General features: G+C 35.6%; 20 protein-coding genes and 3 riboswitches. All 20 genes read left to right on the forward strand.

Annotation, left to right across the window (positions count from 1 at the left end; genetic code table 11):
* The first annotated feature begins 10 nt into the window (after positions 1–10).
* The 20 genes from ACYQ3D_RS01825 to purH all read left to right on the forward strand — a co-directional run bounded on the left by ACYQ3D_RS01825 (position 11) and on the right by purH (position 24216).
* Complete coding sequence (locus ACYQ3D_RS01825; RefSeq protein ID WP_459835562.1) at positions 11–898, forward strand: DUF2232 domain-containing protein; 888 nt, start codon at positions 11–13, stop codon at positions 896–898.
* A gap of 22 nt (positions 899–920) precedes the next feature.
* Positions 921–1367: a 50S ribosomal protein L9 gene (gene rplI, locus ACYQ3D_RS01830; RefSeq protein ID WP_459835564.1), complete on the forward strand. Its 447-nt coding sequence runs from the start codon at positions 921–923 to the stop codon at positions 1365–1367.
* 122 nt (positions 1368–1489) lie between these two features.
* Positions 1490–2821 carry a replicative DNA helicase gene (gene dnaB, locus ACYQ3D_RS01835; RefSeq protein ID WP_459835566.1) on the forward strand — a complete coding sequence of 444 codons (1332 nt, stop codon included), beginning with the start codon at positions 1490–1492 and terminating at the stop codon, positions 2819–2821.
* Between the two features lie 111 nt (positions 2822–2932).
* Positions 2933–3421: a hypothetical protein gene (locus ACYQ3D_RS01840; protein ID WP_459835568.1), complete on the forward strand. Its 489-nt coding sequence runs from the start codon at positions 2933–2935 to the stop codon at positions 3419–3421.
* Positions 3414–4298 (forward strand): sensor histidine kinase, encoded by an 885-nt coding sequence (locus tag ACYQ3D_RS01845; protein ID WP_459835570.1) that lies wholly within the window; start codon positions 3414–3416, stop codon positions 4296–4298. The genes ACYQ3D_RS01840 and ACYQ3D_RS01845 overlap by 8 nt, the downstream gene beginning before the upstream one ends.
* A 305-nt stretch (positions 4299–4603) precedes the next feature.
* Positions 4604–4726, forward strand: coding sequence for a cyclic lactone autoinducer peptide (locus ACYQ3D_RS01850; protein ID WP_459835573.1), 123 nt, complete (start codon positions 4604–4606; stop codon positions 4724–4726).
* Between the two features lie 274 nt (positions 4727–5000).
* Positions 5001–6296, forward strand: a complete 1296-nt coding sequence (gene purB, locus ACYQ3D_RS01855) for an adenylosuccinate lyase (protein ID WP_459835576.1) — start codon at positions 5001–5003, stop codon at positions 6294–6296.
* Between the two features lie 399 nt (positions 6297–6695).
* A complete protein-coding gene (locus tag ACYQ3D_RS01860; protein WP_459835579.1) occupies positions 6696–7982 on the forward strand; it encodes an adenylosuccinate synthase in 1287 nt (428 codons plus the stop codon).
* A 55-nt stretch (positions 7983–8037) separates the two neighbouring features.
* A riboswitch (ZMP/ZTP riboswitch) is annotated at positions 8038–8124 on the forward strand.
* Between the two features lie 115 nt (positions 8125–8239).
* Positions 8240–10462: a formate C-acetyltransferase gene (pflB, locus tag ACYQ3D_RS01865; protein ID WP_459835581.1), complete on the forward strand. Its 2223-nt coding sequence runs from the start codon at positions 8240–8242 to the stop codon at positions 10460–10462.
* Between the two features lie 212 nt (positions 10463–10674).
* Positions 10675–11409, forward strand: a complete 735-nt coding sequence (pflA, locus tag ACYQ3D_RS01870) for a pyruvate formate-lyase-activating protein (protein WP_459835584.1) — start codon at positions 10675–10677, stop codon at positions 11407–11409.
* Between the two features lie 99 nt (positions 11410–11508).
* The gene (locus tag ACYQ3D_RS01875; protein ID WP_459835587.1) at positions 11509–12303 is read left to right on the forward strand and encodes a hypothetical protein; all 795 of its coding nucleotides are present in this window, start codon (positions 11509–11511) and stop codon (positions 12301–12303) included.
* Between the two features lie 91 nt (positions 12304–12394).
* Positions 12395–12496, forward strand: a riboswitch (purine riboswitch).
* A gap of 414 nt (positions 12497–12910) precedes the next feature.
* Positions 12911–14176 carry a phosphoribosylamine--glycine ligase gene (gene purD, locus ACYQ3D_RS01880; RefSeq protein ID WP_459835589.1) on the forward strand — a complete coding sequence of 422 codons (1266 nt, stop codon included), beginning with the start codon at positions 12911–12913 and terminating at the stop codon, positions 14174–14176.
* Positions 14177–14325: 149 nt separating this feature from the next.
* Complete coding sequence (locus ACYQ3D_RS01885) at positions 14326–15489, forward strand: 5-(carboxyamino)imidazole ribonucleotide synthase (protein ID WP_459835591.1); 1164 nt, start codon at positions 14326–14328, stop codon at positions 15487–15489.
* Positions 15490–15829: 340 nt separating this feature from the next.
* The gene (purE, locus tag ACYQ3D_RS01890) at positions 15830–16348 is read left to right on the forward strand and encodes a 5-(carboxyamino)imidazole ribonucleotide mutase (RefSeq protein WP_459835593.1); all 519 of its coding nucleotides are present in this window, start codon (positions 15830–15832) and stop codon (positions 16346–16348) included.
* Positions 16349–16441: 93 nt separating this feature from the next.
* Positions 16442–16539, forward strand: a riboswitch (purine riboswitch).
* 155 nt (positions 16540–16694) lie between these two features.
* A complete protein-coding gene (locus tag ACYQ3D_RS01895) occupies positions 16695–18092 on the forward strand; it encodes a lyase family protein (protein ID WP_459835596.1) in 1398 nt (465 codons plus the stop codon).
* Positions 18093–18240: 148 nt separating this feature from the next.
* Positions 18241–18948 (forward strand): phosphoribosylaminoimidazolesuccinocarboxamide synthase, encoded by a 708-nt coding sequence (purC, locus tag ACYQ3D_RS01900; RefSeq protein ID WP_459835598.1) that lies wholly within the window; start codon positions 18241–18243, stop codon positions 18946–18948.
* Positions 18949–19054: 106 nt separating this feature from the next.
* Positions 19055–20485 carry an amidophosphoribosyltransferase gene (gene purF / locus ACYQ3D_RS01905; protein ID WP_459835601.1) on the forward strand — a complete coding sequence of 477 codons (1431 nt, stop codon included), beginning with the start codon at positions 19055–19057 and terminating at the stop codon, positions 20483–20485.
* A 92-nt stretch (positions 20486–20577) separates the two neighbouring features.
* On the forward strand, positions 20578–21615 hold the full coding sequence (gene purM / locus ACYQ3D_RS01910; RefSeq protein WP_459835604.1) for a phosphoribosylformylglycinamidine cyclo-ligase: 1038 nt from the start codon (positions 20578–20580) through the stop codon (positions 21613–21615).
* A 227-nt stretch (positions 21616–21842) separates the two neighbouring features.
* Entirely contained in the window at positions 21843–22448 is a 606-nt protein-coding gene (gene purN / locus ACYQ3D_RS01915) for a phosphoribosylglycinamide formyltransferase (protein ID WP_459835606.1), read from the forward strand.
* A gap of 202 nt (positions 22449–22650) precedes the next feature.
* Positions 22651–24216 carry a bifunctional phosphoribosylaminoimidazolecarboxamide formyltransferase/IMP cyclohydrolase gene (gene purH / locus ACYQ3D_RS01920; RefSeq protein WP_459835609.1) on the forward strand — a complete coding sequence of 522 codons (1566 nt, stop codon included), beginning with the start codon at positions 22651–22653 and terminating at the stop codon, positions 24214–24216.
* Positions 24217–24220: the final 4 nt, after the last annotated feature.

The following is a 24220-nucleotide window of genomic DNA, read 5'->3' on the forward strand; positions in this document are numbered from 1 at the left end:
GGTGGGTTTATTGCAGACAAGAGCATTGATTGAAGGAGCATTATTAGCTGGGTTTACTGCCGTAATGACTATTTTAGGCCTCTATTTTCCGTTAGGTAGCCTTCTATTATTAATAACCCCCTTACCTCTAATCATTCTAGCAGCTAGATGGAATAGTAGATTAAGTATCATTGCTAGTGTAGTGAATGCTATTATTTTAATCCTGTTTATCAATCCTGCTTTATTATTTTTAACTGTTTTTTATACTGGTTTAGTAGGAGTAGCTATAGGAGCAGCTTTTGAAGAAGGATTTTCTCCTAAGTTGATTTTAACTGTAGGAACTATTGCTGTAGTTATATCCTTAGTTATTAATTTACTAGTTGTTACCTATATGTTAGAAATCGATATTGTTCAACAAATAAAATCAGTTTTAGATTTAGTTGCTAAATTCTATCAAGAAATAGATATTTCTGAGGAAGTTTTAGCTACAATAAAGAAGCAATTTTTAACTTTATTGACAACTACTTATCCTACCTTATTTTTGTGTAGTGGATTATTAGTAGCGACTAGTAACTATTATTTGAGTAGCAAAGTTTTGAATAGGTTTGCTGAGTTTGATTATCCTCCATTATTCTCTTTAGAGGAGGTTAAGTTACCAAGATTCACTCTATTATTTTATTTCTTTGCTGTCTATTTTAACCAACATTTTATCTGGATGAATATTTATGTTTTAGTTAGCTTTTTATTATCAGTGGAAGGATTAGCTGTAGCTTATTATTATTTTTTAGCTAATAAACTAAATAGATTAACTATCTTAGTAGGTGTTATCTTCTTTCCTCTTACCATTCAGTTATTATTTTTAGTTGGTTTAGCTGATGTTATATTTGATTTTAGAGGATTAAATCAATTACAAAAGTAGTTTAGACTCAGGGAGGGATATTATGAAAGTGATTTTAGAAGAAGATGTAAATGGTTTAGGTCAGCAAGGTGAAGTAGTAGAAGCTGCAGATGGATACGCTCGTAATTTTTTATTTCCCAAAGGATTGGCTAAGAAAGCTACGGAAGGTAACTTAAAGAATTTAAGACAGAAACGAAAAGCTCAAGAGCAGCGAGAAGAACGTCAGATAGAAGAAGCGGAAGAAAAAGCTGCTGAAATTGAAGACCTGCTGTTAGAGATAGCAGTTAAAGCTGGGGATAATGGCAAATTGTTTGGTTCAGTTACTTCTACTGATATAGCAGAGAAAATTAAAGAGGAAACAGGAATTAAAGTTGATAAGAGGAAGGTACAATTAACTGATAATATCAAGACTTTAGGTACTACTAAAGTAGAGGTTAAATTGCATACCGAAGTGCTAGCTACAGTGAAGGTTAAAGTAGTAGAAGCCTAGGTTAGTAGACAGTTATATAGATTATTAAGCCCCAAAGAGTAGCTGGTAAATGCTACTCTTTTGGTTTTTTATAATTGATTTAGTGCTAAAATGTACCAGATTATTAGAGGAGGTGAAAGACAATGGGTGAGGTGGAAAAGGTACCTCCTCATAGTTTAGATGCGGAAAAATCCACTTTAGGATCTATGTTACTGGATAAAGATGCAATTGCTAAAGCAATTGAAGTTTTAAATGGAGATGACTTCTACTGGCAATCGCATGCTACTATTTTTAGGGCTATTGGTCAGCTCTTTGACCAAGGAGAACCTGTTGATTTAGTGACGATTAACCAGGAATTACGAGAGGAAGAAGAGTTAGAGGATGTTGGCGGTGCTTCTTATATTACTTCGTTAGTTAATAGTGTTCCTACAGCAGCTAATATAGAACACTATGCTCAGATTGTAGAAGAAAAATCAATTTTAAGGCGGTTGATTAAGGTATCAAGTGAGATATCACAACTAGGCTATAGTGGCGAAAAGAGTGCTGACAGTCTGTTAGATGAGGCCGAGAGTAAAATCTTTGAGATTTCGCAAACAAGAAGGGTAGAAGGATTTGCTAATGTTAAGGATGTATTAATGGATACTTTTGATCGCTTAGAACAGTTGCATGAGCATGATAGTGATGTAACTGGAGTGCCTACCGGGTTTCATGACCTGGATAAGATGACTTCTGGGTTTCAGGATTCCAGTTTGAATATTATTGCAGCGCGACCTAGTATGGGTAAGACAGCTTTAGCTCTTAATATTGCCCAGTATGTTGCTGTAGAAGAGGATATTCCAGTAGCCATTTTTTCGTTGGAGATGGCTAAGTCACAATTGGTCCAGCGGATGTTGTGTTCAGAGGCTCATGTGGATAGCCATAGATTACGAACAGGTAAGTTAAGAGATACAGACTGGCGGAGACTATCTCAAGCAGCAGGTCGGTTAGGAGAGTCTAGTATTTTGATTGATGATACTCCAGGAATCAGTGCTATGGAAATGAGGGCCAAAGCCAGAAGAATTAAGGCTGAACATGGTTTAGGGATGATTCTAATAGATTATTTACAATTAATGCAGAGTAGTGGGCGGACTGAAAGTCGCCAGTTAGAGGTATCGCAAATTTCTCGTTCGCTGAAGGGCTTGGCTAGAGAGTTAGATGTACCAGTAGTTTCTCTCTCTCAGTTGAGTAGGGCAGTAGAACAGAGAAATGATAAACGACCGCGGTTAAGTGACTTAAGATCAAGTGGTTCTATTGAGCAGGATGCTGATTTAGTGGCTTTTATTTATCGTGATGAGTACTATAATCCTGATACAGAAAAGCAAGGAATTACAGAGATTATAGTGGGTAAGCAACGGAATGGTCCAGTAGGTACAGTGGAATTAGCCTTCCAAAAAGAATATACTAAATTTGTTGATTTATCCAAACGTGAAGGATAGATGGTTTACCATCTATCCTTTTTTTGGTTTATCAGGAGGATTCTACTGGATGATGTAGAATTAAAAAAATAAATAAATAGTTATTAAATAATCATTTGTGGAGGTGGTAGGATGGATTTATCAGTAGGTAAGATATTATTTGCTTCACTACCAGAAAGTCTATTAGTAATTTATGTAGGTTTAGGATTATGGGGGATTAAGACTACAGTACAAAATTATATTTTAATGGCTATAATCTGTACTATTTCATTAGTGATTACTAGGAATTTTTTAGATCTGTATGGTTATCATAGTTTGATTTTGTGTATTGTTCTTAGTTTGATAATCAAGTTTACTATCCAGATAGATTGGAAATGGGCATTAGTAGCTTCTTTATCTGGTTTTATCTGTCTATTAACTGGTGAGGCCTTAGTGTTATCAATAGTTGTTAATTTGTTAAATATTAGTATAACTGAATTTATTAATAGTAGTTTATTTATTTTTTGTTTAATAAGTTATCTAATACAATTACCACTTTGGATTACAGCGACAGCTATCTATGGCTGGGATCTAAATATTATAAATATTAGTCAAATTACAGGCAGGGAAAAATATGAATAATTTAAGTAAATCTAAATTATTTTATATAATTATTATCCTTCTGGTTCAATCTTTTTTACTGTTATTAGTTACTACCTGGCGGAATATATCTTTTTTTAATATTACTGGTACAGTTATATTAGAGATTATTTTATTTATTGCGGTAGGATTATCTATTTTATCAATTATAATGATTAAAGAGTTATCTAAAATAATTAATAGTAATATTCAACAGAAGATTAAGACAGTTAAATTACAAGAAAAGGAGAAATTAATCAAGAATCTGCGTCGCCAAAAACATGATTTCTCTAATCACTTACAGACAATATACGGGATGGTGCAATTAGAAAAGAAAGATGAAGTCTTAGATTATATTACTTCCCTAAATCAAGATTTACAGAATCTTCAGTTAAATAAGACTAAGGGTGATAATGATAACTTTTCTGGCTCAATTTTAGATTCTATTCTCGTACCTAAGCAAGAAGAGGCGCAAGAGAAGGGGATTGATCTTGAGTATTGGATTGATGCTGATATTGAAGCAGTTAATTTGGAGTTGAATAAAGTTTTTCGGGTGCTTTATAATCTAGTTGATAATGCTGTTGAGGCAGTAGAGTCATCTAATGAGGAACTAAAGATTGTAATGGTAAGAGGAAAAAAGAAGGAGCCTAATAAGTACCAACTAGCAGTCTATAATACAGGAAGTCCTATTGACCAAGAGATGTTAGATCATATTTTTGCACCTGGTTTTTCCAATAAAGGCTCTGATCGCGGTTATGGATTATATATTATTAAATCTATAGTAGACCAAGGAGGTGGTCAAATAGAAGTTAAAAGTGAAGAACAATTTGGAACCGAGTTTATTTGCCACCTACCTGTAGCTGAAAATTGTCAAAATTAATATATTTTTAGTATATTATTGTATAATTTCTATTTATATGTTATGTTAATATTGGAATAAGTTGATACTAAAGGATGAATACTATGGAAAATAAGGATAAATTGGATTTATTAAGTAGTAAACTAATAAATAACTGGTATCAATAGGTTATTATATTTTTTACTTAACAGGTGGTAGTCAACAGGTTGTAGTAGCTGGTTTACTAGGGATTAGCTGGCAGTTATTCACCCTAAATCCGGTAGCTTATAAGTTCTACAATAGACAATATATTTCTATTGCAGAGGTAGTAGAAGGGAGTGAAGATGATGAGATTTAAAAATATATTGAGAAGAGTATTAAAGTTAATAGCTAAAAGTAATATTTCTTCTACTAGTACAACTCTTAGCTACCAACCTACAATGCCAGAGTCTCTGCAAGAAGAGAAATAAATAGTTAGCGCCCTAGCCTAATTAATAGCTGGGGTGTTTATATTAGATAGGATAGTTTCCGATTGAATCCGAATTAAAGAAGATTAGGTAAGCTAATTTCCGATTTTTTCGGATAGTAACCGTAAGAGTAGGTTTTAAGAAATTAAAGCCTTAAAATAAACGAATATTATTATATTTTTATTATTTAAAATTCGACTTTATATTGACAATAAACTATTAATTTGCTATTATGTTGATGTTAATAGTGAATATCAAGCTGATAGGAGGCTTTTAAATGATAGAACGTTATAGTTTATCTCCCATGAAAGAGGTTTGGAATGAAGAGAGTAAGTTTGATAAATGGTTAGAAATTGAAGTAGCGGTTTGTGAAGCATTAGCAGAGACTGGTGAGATTCCTAGAGAAGCTGTAACAGATATTAAAGCTAAAGCTGATTTTACAGTAGCGCGGATTAAAGAGATTGAAGCGGAAACTCGGCATGATATTTTAGCTTTCTTACAGGCGGTAGCAGAGAATGTAGGCGAGGAATCTAAGTATATTCATCAGGGCTTGACTTCTTCAGATATTAAAGATACAGCGCGAGCTTTACAGCTTAAAGAAGCGGCGGAAGTAATCTTAGCTGATCTAAAGGAGTTTAAGGAAGTACTAGCTCTTAAAGCTAAAAAATATAAAAAACAAGTTATGATCGGTAGAACTCATGGAGTTCACGCTGAACCTGTTACTTTAGGACTCAAGTTAGCTAATTGGTATTCAGAAATAGAGCGCCAGATAGAAAGAGTAAAGGGGCTGCTAGAGAGAATTAGTGTTGGTAAGATCTCTGGGGCTGTAGGTACTTTTGCCAATATTGATCCAGAAGTAGAAAAGTTAGCCTGTCATAAATTAGAGTTAGAGCCAGCAGCTATTTCATCACAGATTTTACAACGAGATCGGCAGGCAGAGTATTTATCTGTTTTAGCTGTGATTGCTAGCTCATTGGATAAATTTGCAACTGAAATTCGTAATCTCCAGCGGACTGATATTTTAGAAGTGGAGGAATCCTTTAAGAAAGGGCAAAAAGGTTCTTCTGCTATGCCTCATAAAAAAAATCCAATTGTTTCCGAGAGGATTTGTGGATTATCGCGAGTAGTTAAGTCCAATGCGCAGACTGGTTTTGATAATGTTAACTTATGGCATGAGCGGGATTTAACTCATTCTTCTGCTGAAAGAGTTGTTTTACCTGATAGTAGTATTCTAGTTGATTATATGTTGACTAAATTTACTGAGGTAATTAATAACTTAGGAGTTCACGAAGCTAATATGGAAGCTAATTTAGCGGAGACAAAAGGACTTATCTTCTCCCAAAAGGTAATGTTAACTTTAGTAGATCAGGGATTACTTAGAGATGATGCTTATGAAATTGTTCAGCGGAATGCTATGCAAGCTTGGGAGACTGATCAACACTTTAAAGATTTACTATTAGCAGATGAGGAACTAAGAGAGCATTTGAGTGAACAGGAAGTAGAAGAAATATTTGATTATAGTTATCATTTACAAAATATAGATACTATTTATCAGCGACTAGGGTTAGAATAATAGTAATTGAGAATTTAAAATGAATAATTTACAATCACAAATAAATAATATTTGTTTGTAAAAGGGAAGTAATATTGATATAATACTTCACTTTTTAATAAAAATTAATCAACTATTTCGGAAAAGCTACTTAGTAGCTTTTTTCCGAGTAACTTTTGTTGAAATACAAAAGTTACCAAAAGATTTCAAGGGAGAACAATCAATGTTTTCTACCATTAAAAGATTTTTATACAATTAAAATAATTAAAGGTCATACATTACTGATTTATTTTAATCACAGGGTACTGACCTAGTAGTTTTTGAATTTAAAGCTTTTGGCACATAGCTCACAGCAGACGACAGATAGCTGTGGCACGAAAGTGCCACTTTTGTAAATTGCTTTTAATAGGAGGCTAACAAATGGGAACAACAGTGGTAATAGGAACACAATGGGGCGATGAAGGTAAAGGTAAACTGACAGATTTGATCTCTGAGGATGCAGATCTGGTAGTCCGCTACCAAGGTGGTAATAATGCTGGCCATACTGTAGTAGTAGAAGATACAGAATATAAACTACACCTGATTCCATCTGGGGTGTTATATGAAGATACTACCTGCGTAATCGGAAATGGAGTAGTAGTTGATCCTCAAGTATTGATTGAGGAGTTAGATTATCTGGCAGATAAAGGAGTTGAGGTAACTAATCTGTATATCAGCTCTAAAGCTCACTTGATTATGCCGTACCATAAAATGTTGGATCAAGCTGAGGAAGTAAGAAAAGGTAATGATAAAATTGGGACAACTGGTAAGGGGATTGGCCCGGTTTATAAAGATAAGATTGGTAGGTTAGGAATTAGAGTAGAGGATTTATTAGACCAAGAGCAATTTACTGCTAAAGTGGAGGAAGCTGTTGAGTTAAAGAATTTAATTCTAGATAAGGTGTACGGACTAGATACTTTGGATGCTACTGAGATTATTGAGGAGTATTTAGGCTATGCTCAACAGATCAAAGATTATGTAGCTGATACTTCTGTATTGGTTAATCAAGCAATAGATAATGGGCAAGCTGTCTTATTTGAAGGAGCGCAAGGGACTTTATTGGATATTGATCATGGAACTTATCCGTATGTTACATCTTCTAATCCAACTGCTGGAGGAGTCTGTAATGGAGTAGGAGTTGGCCCTACTAAATTAGATCAGGCCCTTGGTGTTGTTAAAGCTTATACGACTCGAGTAGGAGAAGGGCCCTTTCCTACTGAATTGACGGAGGCTACAGGAGAGCAGCTAAGAGAAAAAGGAGCTGAATTTGGTACTACAACAGGCCGACCGAGACGCTGTGGTTGGTTTGATGCAGTTATTGTAAAGTATGCTGCTAGAGTAAATGGCTTAACTAGTTTAGCTGTTACTAAGTTAGATGTACTAGATGGATTAGAAGAAATTAAAATTTGTACTGGTTATCGCTACCAGGGAGAATTATTAACAGAGTTCCCTACTAATCATAAGATTTTACAAGAGTGTACTCCAGTGTACGAAACTCTACCTGGTTGGCAGGAGGATACTTCCCAAATTAAAGAGTATGATAATCTACCTGCTAATGCTCAACAATATTTAGCACGGATTTGTGAATTGACAGGTGTGAAATTAGGAGTTTTATCAGTTGGCCCTAAACGATCGGAGACAATGATATTAGATAACTTGTTAGAATAGTTGATATTGACAACTGGTTGTTTATCTGGTATTATAGAGTTACAAAATAGAATAGATAGGATTATATGACTGGCGGAAGAACATGGAACTAACCATGGGGGAGTATAATCCTGAGAATAAATCGCCCGCCTGGATAGCAGTTATGTTATCCAGGCGGGTTTTTGTTATTTAATCTTGGTAATAATGTGAAAATTTCATGTTTTCAATTAGCTTATCTAATAATAGATGCTGAGTACTAAAAAAAAGGGGGCTTACTAATGAAACAAGAAGATTTTGAGTCAGGAAAATGGGAAGAGGAAATTGAGGTTAGAAATTTTGTTCAACAAAATTATACTCCTTACGAGGGAGATGATTCTTTTTTAGCCGGGCCAACTGAACGGACAGAAAAATTATGGGAGGAGTGCAGTGATCTATTATGGCAAGAGATTGAAAATGATGGAGTCTTGGATGTTGATGTGGAGACTGTATCTGATATAGATGCCTATGATGCTGGTTACATTGATCAGGAGTTAGAAAAAATTGTAGGATTACAGAGTGATGAACCACTTAAGAGAACCTTAAACACGTATGGCGGTATTCGTATGGCTCGTCAAGCTGCTGAAGCTTATGGTTATGAAGTCGATGAGGAGATTGATGAGATTTTTACTAAGTACCGGAAGACACATAATGATGGTGTTTATGATGTCTACACACCTGAATTAAGAGAAATTAGACGTTCGGGAGTGATTACTGGTCTGCCTGATGCTTATGGTCGGGGTAGAATCATTGGTGATTATCGCCGGATTGCTTTATACGGAATTGATCAGTTGATTGCGGATAAAAAGCAGGATATTGCTGATTTGCCGACGCAGATGACGGAAGAAAATGTTCGCTTGCGAGAAGAATTAAGCGAACAAATTGATGGGTTAGAAAAGTTAAAAGATCTAGGAAAGACCTATAATCTTGATCTATCTCGGCCGGCTGAAAATGCCCGCGAAGCTATCCAGTGGACATATATGGGTTATTTAGCCTCTATTCAAGAAAATAATGGAGCAGCTATGTCCTTTGGACGAGTGGCTGAATTCTTTGACATTTACATTGAACGAGATATTGCAGCTGGAGAGTTAACTGAAGCAGAAGCACAAGAGTTAATTGATGATTTTGTAATTAAGTTAAGATTAGCTCGGCAGTTAAGAACTCCAGATTATAATGAATTATTTAGTGGTGATCCAATGTGGATTACTATTGTCTTAGGTGGAATGGGGATTGATAGTCGACCATTAGTCTCTAAGACAAGCTTTAGATTACTAAATACCCTTTATAATCTTGGGCCAGCCCCAGAACCTAATTTAACTGTTTTATGGTCCGAGAATCTCCCGCGAGGATTCAAAGAATTCTGCACTAAAGTATCTAAGGATACAAGTTCTATCCAGTATGAAAATGATGATTTAATGCGGGAAAAATTTGGTGATGATTACTCTATTTCTTGCTGTGTATCTGCAATGAGAACTGGTAAGGAAATGCTATTCTTTGGAGCTCGTTGTAACTTACCAAAGACATTATTATACTCCTTAAATGGGGGCCGAGATGAAGTAAGTGGTGTCCAAGTTGGCCCTGAGATTGCTCCTTACCAAGGTGATGTTCTGGAATTTGAGGCAGTGATGAATAAGTTTGATACTTTCTTAGATTGGTTAGTAGAAAAATATGTAGATGCTTTAAATATTATTCACTATATGCATGATAAGTATGCTTATGAGCGAGTTCAGATGGCCCTACATGATACAGATGTAGAGCGCATAATGGGCTTTGGAGTAGCTGGGCTATCAATTATTGCTGATTCTTTAAGTGCTATTAAGTATGCTACAGTTAAACCAATTAAGAATGAAGAGGGGCTAATTACTGATTTTGAGATCGAAGGTGACTTCCCTAAGTTCGGTAATGATGATGACCGAGTAGATGAGTTAGCAGCTGATTTTGTAAAAAGATTTATGACTAAGCTAGAAGAGCATGAATTATATCGGGATGCTAAGCATTCTTTATCTATCTTAACTATCACTTCTAATGTTGTCTATGGTAAGAAGACCGGCGCTACTCCTGATGGCAGAGAAGCAGGAGAACCATTTGCTCCGGGAGCTAATCCAATGCATGGTCGTGATACTTCTGGTGCTATGGCTTCTTTAAATTCTGTAGCTAAATTACCATATGACTACTGCCAAGATGGTATCTCTAATACTTTTTCTATTGTTCCGCAAGCATTAGGTTCAGCTGAAGCAAGTCAGGTGGATAATTTGACTTCTATCCTAGATGGTTACTTTAGTCAAGGTGCTCATCACTTAAATGTTAATGTTTTACAACGCGAGACATTAGAAGATGCCGTTGAACATCCAGAAAAGTATCCCCAATTAACAATTCGGGTATCTGGTTATGCAGTTAACTTTATTCGTTTAACCCCAGAGCAACAACAGGAAGTTATTGCCCGAACTTTCCACAACCAAATGTAATAGTTGCTCAATCTAGCCAGAGGATATCCTCTGGCTATTTTTTTGAGTAACTTCAGGTTGAGGTTAAGGTTGAGGCTAAGGTTGAGAAAACCAAAAACAGATAATCCTGAAGTTTATAAAGATTTTCCTAAGCCTAAACCTCGATCTTGATCTTATAGCTTTATATCAATATAAAGCAACTATTTGTCAATACTAAATAAGAGGTGATTAGAATGACTACCGGCTATATTCATTCAGTAGAAAGTTTTGGCACTCAGGATGGGCCAGGAATTCGTTATGTTGTCTTTATGCAAGGTTGTCCTTTGCGTTGTAAATACTGTCATAATCCTGATACCTGGCATCTCCAAGATGGAGAAGAAAAAAGTGTAGACCAATTAATGGATAAAACTATCAAGTGTAAGCCTTATATGAACCGTAGTCAGGGAGGATTAACTATTTCTGGCGGAGAACCTACTTTACAGCTGGATTTTGTGTTGGAATTATTACGCGAGAGTAAAGAAGAAGGAATTCATACTGCTATAGATACTTCAGGATATATTGAACAGAAAGAGTTTGCTAAATTACTGCCTTATCTCGATCTAGTATTATTAGATATTAAGCAACTAGATGATAAACGGCACCAGCAGTTAACTGGAGTTAGTAACGAAAAAATATTAAATTTAGTTGATTTTTTAGAAGAGAAAGAACAACCATTCTGGATTCGCCATGTAATTGTACCAGGCTGGACTGATAATTTAGACGAGATAGAATTATTAGTTGAGAAATTATCTTCTTTAGAGCAATTAGAAAAAGTTGAGTTGTTGCCTTATCATCAATTAGGTGTTCATAAGTGGGAAGAGTTAGATTTAGAGTATCAACTAGAAGGTGTTGAACCACCTAGTGAAGAAAAGTTAGCAGAGATTAAAGAAGTGTTTACTAACCAGGGGCTTGAGACAGTAGTTAAGTAGATATAAGCTGATTAGCAAGAAAATAATAGCAGATAAGTTTGTATAGTGCTTCTAGATTTGTTCTATAATATATATAAAGATGAATTAGGAGTGACTAATGTGCAGTTAAAGAAAAAAATACTTATCGGATTTATAATGCTTATTCTGCTAGCAATGGTTGGGTGTGGTCAGCAAAAATCTGAGTCTCAATCTGAAAAGTCGAAGGTACCAGTTAGTTTTACTAATGTAGAAGTTACTGTTGAGAATATGATTGAAGATTTAGAGGACTTTTACTTACAGCAAAAAAAGAGGCAGGAGGCCAAGAAACAACAGCAAGAGGCAACTAATCAGAATAGTCAGCAAGAAGAAAAAGAAGAGGGGAAGAAAGAAGATAAAGAACAAGAGGAAAAGCAAAAGAACTGGGATAATATACAACAGACTATTAAACGGATCCATAAAAAGTGGAATAGATATGAGGGAGAGAGTTCTGTTGCTAAGGAAAAGTTAAATGAATCGGAGCAGAATTTAATTGGTTTAACTGAAGCAGCTCAGGAGAAGAAATTATTGTCTTCTCTGTGGCAAACTAATCAATTTGCCTTGCAGTTAGCTGAACTATATAGTGAATATGATACTAAAAAGGAGGTAAAAAAGAAGATTATAGCTTATGCGAGAAAAGTGATTTATGGCAGTTGGTTAGGGATTGAGCAGGAGCAAAGGTTAGCTACTAGTGATAAATTAAAGGAATTTATAGCAGATTTAAAAGGACAAGTTAAAGGGACCAAAAAAGAGAAGAAGATACAAGAGTTAGAAGAGGCGGTTATAGATTTAAAGGTTGCCGTCCAAGAAGAAGCTAGGGAAGCAATTAAAATTAAAGGTAATTTGATTGTAAATAAGGTGAAAAATTTAGGTGATTAGAGTTGATAGTCGTAGTTAAAGAAACTAATAGTATATAGTTTTATATTGACTAACTTATGTTTTTCTGTTAAGCTTATCCTGTCAGAACTTAATATTGTAACTTGGTTAACCTCATATAACCGTGAGAATCTGGCTCACAAGTTTCTACCAGGTGGCCGTAAACTACCTGACTATGAGGGAAGTGTACCTAGGGTTCCGGTTAACGTTGGTCCAAGCGGTACAGATATTTATTACACCGAAGGGATAAAAGCCCAGGCGGATAGGTTCTACTCTTAGTCTAGTAGAGTCTATCTGTCTGGGCTTTTTTATTTGGTTTAAAGTTTGCTAAATTGCAAATAATAAATAAAGTAAGCAATAAAAGTTACCAAAAGATTTCTAGGGAGAACAATCAATGTTTTCTGCTAATAAAAAAATTGCTATAATATTTAGGCAGTCTTAGTTCATATATTACTTGCTGATTTTAACTATAGGTCACTGATTGTTCTCTTATAAAAAATAAAAGAATTTTAATATTCTTTTAAGGTTTTGAATTAGCTCACGACACACAGCAGACGACAGATAGCTGTGGCACGAAAGTGCCACATAACTATAAAATCGGAGGGATTAGATGAAAGTATTAGTAATTGGTAGTGGAGGAAGAGAACATACTTTAGTCTGGAAGTTACAACAGAGTCCGCAAGTAGAGGAGATTTTTGTTGCGCCAGGGAATGCTGGAACAGCTGAATTAGCAACTAATATTGAAATTGCAGGTACAGATATTGATAAACTAATTGAATTTGCTCAGGATAATGAAGTTGATCTAACTTTTGTAGGTCCTGAAGCTCCTTTAGTAGCAGGGATTGTTGATCAATTTAGAGCTGCTGGACTACAGATATTCGGGCCAACTAAAGAAGCAGCGCAGTTAGAAGGAAGTAAAGTATTTTCTAAGAAATTAATGAACAAGTATGATATTCCTACAGCTAAATACGAAAGTTTTACTGATCCAACAAAAGCAATTGCTTATATTAAACAACAAGAAACTCCAATTGTAGTTAAAGCAGAAGGTTTAGCAGCTGGAAAAGGAGTTTTTGTAGCTGAAAGTAAAGCAGAGGCAATAGAGGCTGTAGAAACAATAATGGTGGCTGAAAAGTTTGGCGAGGCAGGTAGTAGAATAGTTGTAGAAGAATTTTTAGCTGGAGAAGAAGCAACTGTCTTAGCCTTTACTGATGGGGAAACTATTAGTCCTATGGTGCCCTCTCAAGATCATAAGCAAGCCTATGATGGAGACGAAGGACCTAATACTGGTGGGATGGGTGCTTATGCTCCTGCACCAGTAATTACAGATGAATTATTGGAGCAGGTTAGAGAAGAAATTTTAGAGCCCACTGTAGAAGCTTTACAGGAAGAGGGAATTGAATACAAAGGAGTTTTATATGCGGGATTGATGATTGAAGATGGTGAACCGCAAGTATTAGAATATAATGTCCGCTTTGGTGATCCAGAAGCCCAAGTAGTATTACCTTTATTAGAGACTGATCTAGTAGAAATAGCCGAGGCAATTACTGAAGACAGATTAGCTGAAATTGATATTAAGTGGTCAACGAAGACAGCTGTTTGTGTGATTATGGCTTCAGGTGGTTACCCACTAGATTATGAGACTGGTAAACAGATTACAGGGATTGAAGAAGTAGCTGCTCAAGATACTGTTGTCTTCCAAGCCGGAACCGATTATCAAGATGGTCAGCTAGTAACTGCTGGAGGAAGAGTACTAGGAGTTACTGCTCTAGGAGATAGTTACCAAGAGACGATTAGTCAAGCCTATGAGGGAATAGAGAAGATAGAGTTTGCAAAGGCTCATTATCGGACTGATATCGGAGAGAAAGCATTGAAGTAGTTAATTGATAATTGAGAGTGGAGAATTGAGAGTGAAACTTAACATTAAAATCTATAAATTGCTTATATATTAGAAGTTATAAGGGTTTGATTTTTGAACTATCAATTCTCAATTATCAATTCTAAATTTATGAACTAGGAGGTACTCATATGTCTCAGGATCAAACTAAACAGCGGATTGGGATTATCGGTGGCGGTCAATTAGGTAAGATGATGATTTTAGCAGCTAAAGAAATGGATTTTGAGATTATAATTCTAGATCCTACCTCTCAGTGTCCTGCTCATAGTATTGCTGACGAACATCTTGTAGCTGACTTTGCTGATGAGCAAGCAATTAGAGAGTTAGCTACTAAGTCTGATGTTCTCACTTATGAATTTGAACATATTGGAGTAGAAGTTTTACAGGGGTTAGAAAGAGAAGGATATAATATTTATCCCCCACCACAAGCTTTAACGGATATTCAAAATAAATACCAGCAAAAGGAATTGTTAAAGGAACAGAATTTACCAGTAGCAGCTGATATGAAAGTAACTAGTATAGCAGATATTAAACAAGCTGGAGCTAAATTTGGCTATCCTGTAATGTTAAAAAGTTGTACCGGAGGTTATGATGGTAAAGGTAATTTTTTAATTCAAAGTGAGCAACAAATTGAAGCAGGGTATCAAGCTTTAGGAGCAGAAACTAATTTATTAATGGTAGAGGAATTTGTCCCGTTTAGTAAAGAAATATCAGTCTTAGCCTGCCGAAGTACAAACGGAGAAGTAGTTACTTATCCAATTGGAGAGAATGAACACGAAAATAGTATTTTAATTGAGGCTAAGGTGCCCGCTGATATTAGCTCTGCAGTTAAAGAGGAAGCACTTAAGTTAGGAACAGAAGTGATAGAATTATTTTCTGGGGTAGGGATCTTTTGTATAGAGATGTTTGTAACTAAAGATAATCAGGTATTGATTAATGAAATTGCTCCCCGACCACATAATTCAGGCCATTATTCTATTGAAGGATGTATTACTTCTCAGTTTGAGAATCATATTAGGGCGATTACAGGTTTGCCTCTAGGAAGTACAGAATTAGTAACTCCTTCTGTAATGAGAAATATCCTGGGGACAGGACAGGAAGGGGAGGCTAAAGTAGTTGGGTTAGAGCAAACACTACAATTGCCGCAGATTAAAGTCCATAATTATGGAAAACAGATAGCAAGATCAAATAGAAAAATGGGGCATTTAACAGTTACAGCAGATACAGTAGAGAAAGCAAGCGAAATTGCTAGAGAGGCTAGTGAGTTAATTGCAATAAAAGGGCAAGAAAGCTAAATAGTCGTGAGCTGTGTGTCGTGTGCGGATGCTTTTCATCACGAAAAGTTTCTGGGAAACTTGTAGGATCAGCCAATTCAAAATCTAAATCTTTAAAATTACTATATTTTAAGGGGTTGAACTGGGTTTATGGTTTTGAATTGAAGAATTTGACTTCCTACGAGTCCTTTGGACTCTCCGTGAAGATCTGCTCACGACACATCCTACAGGTCTAGAATATAGACCTTTCGTAATAAAAACCATTTGCAGATAGCTGATAGCTGTGGTATGTGCCACTTTATTTTCAACTGTAAACTGTAAATTGTAAACTGTACACTATAACACCGGGAGGGATTAATTTATGAAACCTAAAGTAGGAATTATTATGGGAAGTGACTCTGATTTACCAGTGATGCAAGAAGCGGCAAAAGTATTAGAGGAGTTTGATATACCTTATGAACTAACTATTGTATCTGCTCATCGAACACCTAAGCGAGTAGAGGAGTATGCAACAACAGCAGAAGAGAAAGGGATTGATGTAATAATTGCTGGAGCAGGGGGAGCAGCTCATTTACCAGGAATGACAGCATCTCATACTTCACTACCAGTGATTGGAGTGCCAATTAAGACTTCTAAGTTGAGCGGAGTGGATTCTCTCTATTCTATTGTCCAGATGCCAGGAGGGGTTCCAGTAGCTACAGTAGGGATTAATGGAGCTAAAAATGCAGGTTTATTAGCTATTGAAATGTTAGGAATTGCAGACCAAGAATTAAGAGCAGAGTATAATAATTATAAAGCAGAGTTGGCCCGTAGTGTAGAAGAGACAGCTCAGGAAGTAGAAGACTTAGGTTATCAAGAGTATTTAGACCAGCAGTCTTAAAGAACGAAAATTTAGATAAAATTTTATAATAATCTTCGTTTTAAACTTGATAAAAAGCTTATAAACTGTTATTATAAAAATAACAATCGCTATTAACCGAATATTAACTTGCTTCATATATGTGTAGGATAGGGCTACACGTTTCTACCAACAGCCATAAACTGTTGACTATGAAGGAAGGCTAATAGGGGGTAGTAGACCTAGATAGGCTTTCCTTGTAGTTATTAGGGAGTTTATCTAGGTTTTTTTAGTTTTGGTTAGTCATTAATGAGTAATTAATAGTTAATAGAAGATAATAAATATGAAACAATGTTATAATTTTTTAATCAAGAAAGGGAGGAATAAAATGACTAAGCGGAATGTTTTTAAAAATATTAGTCCTTTAGACCATAGATACTCCTTACGAGATGAATTTGGAGAGTATTCAACTTATCTATCGGAAGAGGCAAAAGTTAAGTATCAAGCTACTGTAGAGGTAGCTTTAGTTAAAGCTTTGGCTAACCGAGGAATATGTGCCCCACAAGTAGCTAAAGAAGTAGAAGAAGCAGCTCAAGAGATAACGCCAGCTGAGGTATATGCAGAAGAGAAAAAGACTAAACATAACATCCGGGCTTTAGTTAACTGTTTGCAAAGTAAAGTTAGTGATCAAGCTAAGCCTTATATTCACTTCACTACTACTTCTTTTGATATTGTTGATACAGCTAATTCTGTTCGGTATAAAGAAACTACTGCGGAATTAATCTTACCTACCTTAAAAAAGTTAGAAAAACTATTAATGGAGATTGCCCTCAGAGAAAAGGAAACAGTCCAAGTAGGTAGAACTCATGGCCAGCATGCAGTACCAGTTACTTTTGGTTTTACTGTAGCAGAGTATGTCAGTAGATTAGGTAATCGGATCCAAGCAATTGAAGAAAGCAGTAAGCAGTTAAAAGGAAAGATAGCAGGAGCTGTAGGGGCCTATAATGCTAGTCATCTTTTCTTTGCCGAACCAGAAGATTTTGAAGCAGATGTTTTAGCAGAGTTAGGTCTAGAGGCTAGTACTCATTCTACTCAGATTGTAGAACCGGAATATATAACTGATTTTATTCATAATTTAACTTCTTGTTTTGGAGTTATAGCTAATTTTAGTGATGATATGCGCCATTTACAACGTTCAGAGCTTGGGGAAGTAGGAGAGCATTTTGCTGCAGACCAGGTTGGTTCTTCTACTATGCCTCATAAACGGAATCCGATTAATTATGAAAATGTAAAAAGTATGTGGAAAGAATTTATGCCGCGGATGATGACTGTCTATCAAGACCAAATTTCTGAACATCAACGGGACTTGACTAATTCTGCTTCTAGTAGATTTATTCCGGAAATTATAGTTGGTTTATTATCTGCTGTTAATCGATTGATTAGAGTGGGGAATAAGTTAGTAGTAGATCGAGAAAATATGACCCAAAATTTTGCTCAAAATAAAGAATTAGTGGTAGCAGAACCGCTTTATATTCTACTAGCTTCTTATGGCCATCCTGATGCTCATGAAGCAGTAAGAAAACTAACTTTAGAAGCTGAAGAATCAGATGTTGCTTTAAGAGAATTAGTGCAAGAAAAAGAAGAATTAGAACCTTACTGGAAACAGTTTGATGAGAGACAAAAGAAATTATTAGTTAACCCGGAAGAATATATAGGTGTTAGTGACAAGAAAACAGAGAAGGTAGTCCAAGTCTGGAGTGACAGATTAGATATTGAGTTGGATTAGGAAGAAATCCGAAAAAGTCGGATCATTAAATCAAACTTCGGGATAATTCGTTGTTAATCCGAAATAGAAATCTTAATCTAAATTTTTTAATTATCAATTATAAATTCTCAATTGTTAATTATCAATTAATTACGCTAGGGGGCTAAGTATGAAAAAAGTAGAAATGATTTATGAAGGAAAAGCTAAGAAAGTGTATAGTACTAAGGATGATGATAAAGTAATAGTTGAGTATAAAGATGATGCTACTGCTTTTGATGGCCAGAAAAAAGGTCAAATTACTGATAAAGGAAAATTTAATGCTCAAATTTCAACTATTTTCTTTGAGTTATTAGAGGAGAATGGGATCTCTACTCATTTAATAGAAAAGATAAATGATACAGATGTAGTAGTTAAAAAGTTAGATATTATTTTAGTAGAAGTAGTAGTTAGAAATATAGCAGCTGGTAGTTTAGCAGAAAGATTAGGTTTAGAAGAAGGTACTAAGTTAGACCAACCAGTATTAGAGTTTTATTATAAAGATGATGATTTAGGAGACCCTATGATTAATGAGTATCATGTCTACGCTGAAGAGTTAGCTACCCCGGAACAATTAGCAGAGGTTAGTGATTTAGCTTTTCGGATTAATGATATTCTAGTTGACTTTCTAGCAGATAAAGGTATTGATTTAGTTGACTTTAAATTAGAGTTTGGTGTAGATAGTGACGATAATATTCAGCTAGGAGATGAGATCTCACCAGATACTTGTCGTTTGTGGGATAGTGAAAGCCAAAAGAAATTAGATAAAGATAGGTTCCGGCGGGATTTAGGTGAAGTAGAAGGGGCTTATCAGGAGATTGTAAATCGGCTTACTAAGTAATTTTAAAAATTTAGATTTTGAGTTTAAATGGTTTGAATTAGCAGACAGCACACAACACATAGCTTACGACTGGGTCAATAGTTGAAAAGAAGGAGTTGAAATAAATATGACCAGAAATCATTCTTGTCAGGGCGGAAATTTAATAGATAAGATGGAAGAAGAATGCGGGGTATTTGGAGTCTATTCTACTTCTCAGGCTGAAGTCGATGTAGCAAATTTAACTTATTTAGGTTTACATGCTCTCCAACATCGGGGCCAAGAAAGTGCCGGTATTTGTGTTAATGATAGAGGTGAATTTACGAATTACAGAGGCATGGATTTAGTAACTAATGTATTTGATGAAGAAACATTAGAAGAGTTAACTGGACAAATGGCAGTAGGACATGTTCGCTATTCTACAACAGGTTCTAGTTTATTATCTAATGCGCAACCTCTAGTAACTAATTCAATCAAAGGAGAATTAGCTTTAGCTCATAACGGAAATTTAGTTAATGGTTTAGAAATGAGAGAAAACCTAGAAGAGAGAGGATCTATCTTTCATTCGACACTTGATACTGAAGTGATTGCTCATCTAGTAGCTAGGTCTTTTAAGGATGATATTGTGGAGGCTTTAACTCATAGTTTACAAAAGGTAACCGGAGCTTTTAGTCTGGTAGCAATGACTGAAGATAAACTAGTAGCTGCTCGTGACCCCCATGGTTTTAGACCGCTAGCTATAGGAAAAATAGGTGATAGTTATATCGTTGCTTCCGAGACTTGTGCCTTTGATATTATCGGGGCTGAGCATATTAGAGATGTTGAACCGGGAGAACTTATAATTATTAGTGATGAGGGGATTGAAAGTAAATATTATGGAGAACGGACTTCTTATAATTTCTGTGTTTTTGAGTTTATTTACTTTGCTCGTCCTGATAGTGTAATTGGGGAGCAGAATGTGCAGTTGGCCCGCAAAGAGATAGGACGTCAATTAGCTAAAGAGACGGATATAGAAGCTGACCTTGTAGTGCCAGTACCTAGCTCTGGGATTCCCTCGGCTTTAGGATTTGCCGAAGAAGCAGGAATTGAATATAAAAAAGGAATTTTAAGGAATAAATATGTGGGACGGACTTTTATTCAACCTACCCAAGAGATTAGAGATCTTAAGGTAAGAATCAAATTAAATCCAATTCGAGATATTATTGAAGGAAAACGGATAATTTTAATTGATGATTCAATAGTAAGAGGTACTACTAGTCAACAGATTATTCGGATGATGCGCGAAGCAGGAGCTAAAGAAGTCCATCTAGGAATAGCTTCTCCTCCAGTAGCTTATCCTTGTTATTATGGTTTAGATACTTCTCGCCGCCAGGAATTAATTGCAGCAGAAAATAGTGTAGAAGAAATCTGTGAGCATATTGATGCTGATTCTTTAAATTATGTTACTAAAGAAGGTTTATTAGATTCTATTTCTGCTAATGGTTATGGTTTTTGTACAGCTTGTTTTGATGGAGACTATCCAGTGGGAGAAGGAGCAGATAAATTTAGTTTGGAGGAATGAGATTAAATTTACAATTGACAATTGAGAATTGACAATTAAATTCAAAATCAAATAAATTATTACTGATTGTAAATAGAAAAAGAGGTGTTAGGATGGGACTAACCTATAAAGACGCTGGAGTGGATATTGATGCTGGAGCAGAAGCAGTGGATAAGTTAACAGAGGATGTAGAAGCTACTTTTACTCCGGAAGTACTAACTGGCTTAGGAAACTTTGGGGCTTTATTTGCTCCAGATTTAAGTGATTTTGATCAACCGGTATTTGTTTCAGGAACTGATGGAGTAGGAACTAAGTTAAAGGTAGCTTTTAAGACGGGCCAACATGATACTATAGGTATTGATTTAGTAGCTATGTCGGTCAATGATATTTTAGCTCAGGGAGCTAAGCCTTTATTCTTTTTGGATTATTTAGCTACTGGTAAATTAGAACCAGATAGTGTAGCTGAAGTTGTTACCGGAATTACAACTGGTTGTCAAGAAGCAGGATGTGCTTTAATTGGTGGGGAAACAGCAGAAATGCCTGATTTTTATGATTCTGGAGAGTATGATCTAGCAGGTTTTGTGGTGGGCATGGTTGATAAAGAAGAAATTATTACAGGAGCCGATATCAAACCAGGAGATAAAATTATTGGTCTAGGTTCTAATGGAATTCATAGTAATGGTTATACCTTAGCCCGCAAAGTCTTTTTTGAACTAGCAGGTTATGATGTTGACCAGCAATTAGCTGAATTAGATACTACTTTAGGTCAAGAGTTATTAAAACCAACTAGAATTTATGTAGAGCCAGTTTTAGAGATTTTAAACCAGTATCAAGTTAATGGGATTGCTCATATTACTGGTGGGGGCTTAATTGAGAATCTGCCTCGGATTCTACCAGCTAATACTGGGGCAGTAATTGATAAAAGTAGTTGGCCCACGCAACCTGTATTTGATTTAATGCAAAATTTAGGTGATATAGCAGAAGAAGAGATGTATCGAACTTTTAATATGGGGATCGGAATGGTCTTAGTTGTGCCGGAAGAAGAAGCAGATGATGTAGTTAAGCAGGCTAATCAAATAGGAGAAAAGGCTTATCTGATTGGTGAAGTACAACCAGGAGACGATAAAGTACAATTGACAATGGAGAATTAATAATTGAGAGTTGATAATTGAGAGTTAAAGGCAAAGAATAAATAATATAGAAAGTTAAGGTTGAGGTTAAGTAAATTCAAGGTTAAGATTGAGGTTGAGTAAAATCATAAAAGATATATAATTGCTAGATTCAAGTTTTTATTAATAGATTTATTTGGGTTTGATTTTATCTTTTAATTGTAAACTGTAAATTCTAAACTGTACACTGTTAAAGGTGAGGTGTTGTAATGTTAAAAGTAGGAGTTTTAGCCTCAGGAAGAGGTACTAATCTACAGTCTATCATTAATGGGATTGAGGCAGGGGAAGTTCCGGCTGAAATTAAGATTGTAATCAGTGACCGCGAGGAAGCCAAGGCTCTAGAAAGAGCTGCAAGGTATGGTATTGATGCTGTGTATGTTAATCCGCAACAATATGATACAACTAAAGATTTTGAACAGGCACTGCTTGATATCTTAGAAGAGCAGGAGATAGAGTTAGTAGCTATGGCTGGGTTTATGCGCTTATTAACTTCTTATTTTATTGGGCACTATCGGAATCAAATAATGAATATTCATCCTTCTTTATTACCAGCTTTTAAAGGACTCCACGCCCAGCAACAAGCTTTAGATTATGGAGTTAAAGTGGCAGGTTGTACTGTCCACTTTGCTGATGAGGGAATGGATACCGGGCCAATAATTTTACAAGCTGCTGTACCAGTTAAACAAGATGATACCGAAGAGACGTTAGCTAATCGGATTTTAGAAGAAGAACATAAAATTTATCCGCGGGCAATTAAATTGTATGCCGAGGGTAAGTTAGAGGTTAGAGACGGGAAAGTTAGGATTCAGAAGTGATTTACAATTTATAATTGAGAATTGAGAGTTGAGAATTAAAAATTAAAAACAGCTGTTGAATTTTCATTAAAAAAGTTATATTTTATCTCTATAATGTTTTAAAGGAGTAAAGGATTTAATTAAGAAATTTAGTATTAAGGAGTATAGAATTGTAAATTGTCCATTATTAATTATCAATTAAAAAACTAAGGGGTGAGAGTGAATGGCTCAGATTAGACAGGCGTTATTAAGTGTTTCTAATAAGGAAGGGATTGTTGAATTTGCTCAGGGTTTAAGTGAGTTGGGAGTAACTATTATTTCTACTGGTGGTACAGCTCAAAAGATTAAGGAAGCTGGATTAGATGTAGTAGAGATCAGTGAGGTAACAGATTATCCCGAGATGATGAATGGTCGGGTGAAGACTCTACATCCTGCTGTCCATGGTGGAATTTTAGCAGTTAGAGATAATCAAGAACATATGGAAGAGATTAAGGAGCAAGGGATTAAGCCGATTGATTTAATTGTTTGTAACTTGTATCCATTTGCCGAAACGATTGCTCAGGAAGATGTAACTCTAGAAGAAGCTGTGGAGAATATAGATATTGGCGGACCAACTATGATCCGTTCTGCTGCCAAGAACTTCAATGATGTAGGAGTAGTTGTTGATCCAGCTGATTATGATACTATTTTAGAGCAGTTAGAAGCTAATGAAGGAACTTTAGCTGCCGAGAAAAAAATGGAGTTGGCCCATAAAGCATTTGAGCATACTGCTAAGTATGATAGTTTAATCCAGAAGTATTTAAGTGGACTAGTAAGTGAAGATGAACTTCCTGAAACTATGTTAGATGCTTATAGTAAAAAATCAGATTTAAGATACGGAGAAAATCCACATCAAGATGCTGCCTTTTATCAGGAGCAGGAAACTAATGAACCATCTATTACAACTGCTCAGCAGCTACATGGTAAGGATTTATCTTTCAATAACATCAATGATACTAATGGAGCTTTAGAATTAGTAAAGGAATTTCCAGATCAGCCTGCTGCTGCAGTAATTAAGCATGCTAACCCTTGTGGTATGGCTCAAAGTGATAATTTACTTGATGCCTATAAACAAGCTCATGCTGGAGATCCATTATCTGCTTTTGGTAGTATTGTTGCTTTAAATCGTGAAGTAACAGCAGATGTAGCAGATGAGATAGCAGATGAAGATAAATTTATTGAGGTAGTGATTGCGCCTAAATTTACTGATGAAGCACTTGAAATTCTTAAGGAAAGATGGGATAGTGTTCGATTGTTAGAAACAGGAGATTTATATATTAATCGAGATAACCCAGGATATAATCTTAAGAAAGTAACTGGTGGTTTATTAGTTCAAGAGCGAGATATAATAGAATTAGATAAAAATGAACTAGAGATAGTTACCGAAGTTAAGCCAACAGAAGAGCAGTTAAAAGATTTATTATTTAGTTGGAAAGTTGTTAAACATGTAAAATCCAATGCTATTGTAATGGCTAAAGATGAAATGGTAGTGGGCGTTGGAGCAGGCCAGATGAGTCGAGTTGATTCTATGATGATAGCTGGTCGGAAAGCTGATGGTAGACAACAAGGAGGAGTTGTAGCTTCTGATGCTTTCTTCCCCTTTCCTGATGCAATTGAAGAAGCAGCTGACAAAGGAATTAAAGCAGTCATTCAACCAGGTGGTTCGATTAGAGATGAGCAGGTTATTGAAGCTGCTAATAAGAATGGAATTGCTATGGTCTTTACCGGTAGAAGACATTTCAGACACTAAGGAG

The organism is Halanaerobaculum tunisiense, assembly GCF_054657635.1.

What these genes read in the sequence shown, in the direction of transcription:
- rplI (WP_459835564.1), top strand. Translation starts at nt 921, where the DNA reads ATGAAAGTGATTTTAGAAGAAGATGTAAATGGTTTAGGTCAGCAAGGT.
- dnaB (WP_459835566.1), top strand. Translation starts at nt 1,490, where the DNA reads ATGGGTGAGGTGGAAAAGGTACCTCCTCATAGTTTAGATGCGGAAAAA.
- ACYQ3D_RS01840 (WP_459835568.1), top strand. Translation starts at nt 2,933, where the DNA reads ATGGATTTATCAGTAGGTAAGATATTATTTGCTTCACTACCAGAAAGT.
- ACYQ3D_RS01845 (WP_459835570.1), top strand. Translation starts at nt 3,414, where the DNA reads ATGAATAATTTAAGTAAATCTAAATTATTTTATATAATTATTATCCTT.
- ACYQ3D_RS01850 (WP_459835573.1), top strand. Translation starts at nt 4,604, where the DNA reads ATGAGATTTAAAAATATATTGAGAAGAGTATTAAAGTTAATAGCTAAA.
- purB (WP_459835576.1), top strand. Translation starts at nt 5,001, where the DNA reads ATGATAGAACGTTATAGTTTATCTCCCATGAAAGAGGTTTGGAATGAA.
- ACYQ3D_RS01860 (WP_459835579.1), top strand. Translation starts at nt 6,696, where the DNA reads ATGGGAACAACAGTGGTAATAGGAACACAATGGGGCGATGAAGGTAAA.
- pflB (WP_459835581.1), top strand. Translation starts at nt 8,240, where the DNA reads ATGAAACAAGAAGATTTTGAGTCAGGAAAATGGGAAGAGGAAATTGAG.
- pflA (WP_459835584.1), top strand. Translation starts at nt 10,675, where the DNA reads ATGACTACCGGCTATATTCATTCAGTAGAAAGTTTTGGCACTCAGGAT.
- purD (WP_459835589.1), top strand. Translation starts at nt 12,911, where the DNA reads ATGAAAGTATTAGTAATTGGTAGTGGAGGAAGAGAACATACTTTAGTC.
- ACYQ3D_RS01885 (WP_459835591.1), top strand. Translation starts at nt 14,326, where the DNA reads ATGTCTCAGGATCAAACTAAACAGCGGATTGGGATTATCGGTGGCGGT.
- purE (WP_459835593.1), top strand. Translation starts at nt 15,830, where the DNA reads ATGAAACCTAAAGTAGGAATTATTATGGGAAGTGACTCTGATTTACCA.
- ACYQ3D_RS01895 (WP_459835596.1), top strand. Translation starts at nt 16,695, where the DNA reads ATGACTAAGCGGAATGTTTTTAAAAATATTAGTCCTTTAGACCATAGA.
- purC (WP_459835598.1), top strand. Translation starts at nt 18,241, where the DNA reads ATGAAAAAAGTAGAAATGATTTATGAAGGAAAAGCTAAGAAAGTGTAT.
- purF (WP_459835601.1), top strand. Translation starts at nt 19,055, where the DNA reads ATGACCAGAAATCATTCTTGTCAGGGCGGAAATTTAATAGATAAGATG.
- purM (WP_459835604.1), top strand. Translation starts at nt 20,578, where the DNA reads ATGGGACTAACCTATAAAGACGCTGGAGTGGATATTGATGCTGGAGCA.
- purN (WP_459835606.1), top strand. Translation starts at nt 21,843, where the DNA reads ATGTTAAAAGTAGGAGTTTTAGCCTCAGGAAGAGGTACTAATCTACAG.
- purH (WP_459835609.1), top strand. Translation starts at nt 22,651, where the DNA reads ATGGCTCAGATTAGACAGGCGTTATTAAGTGTTTCTAATAAGGAAGGG.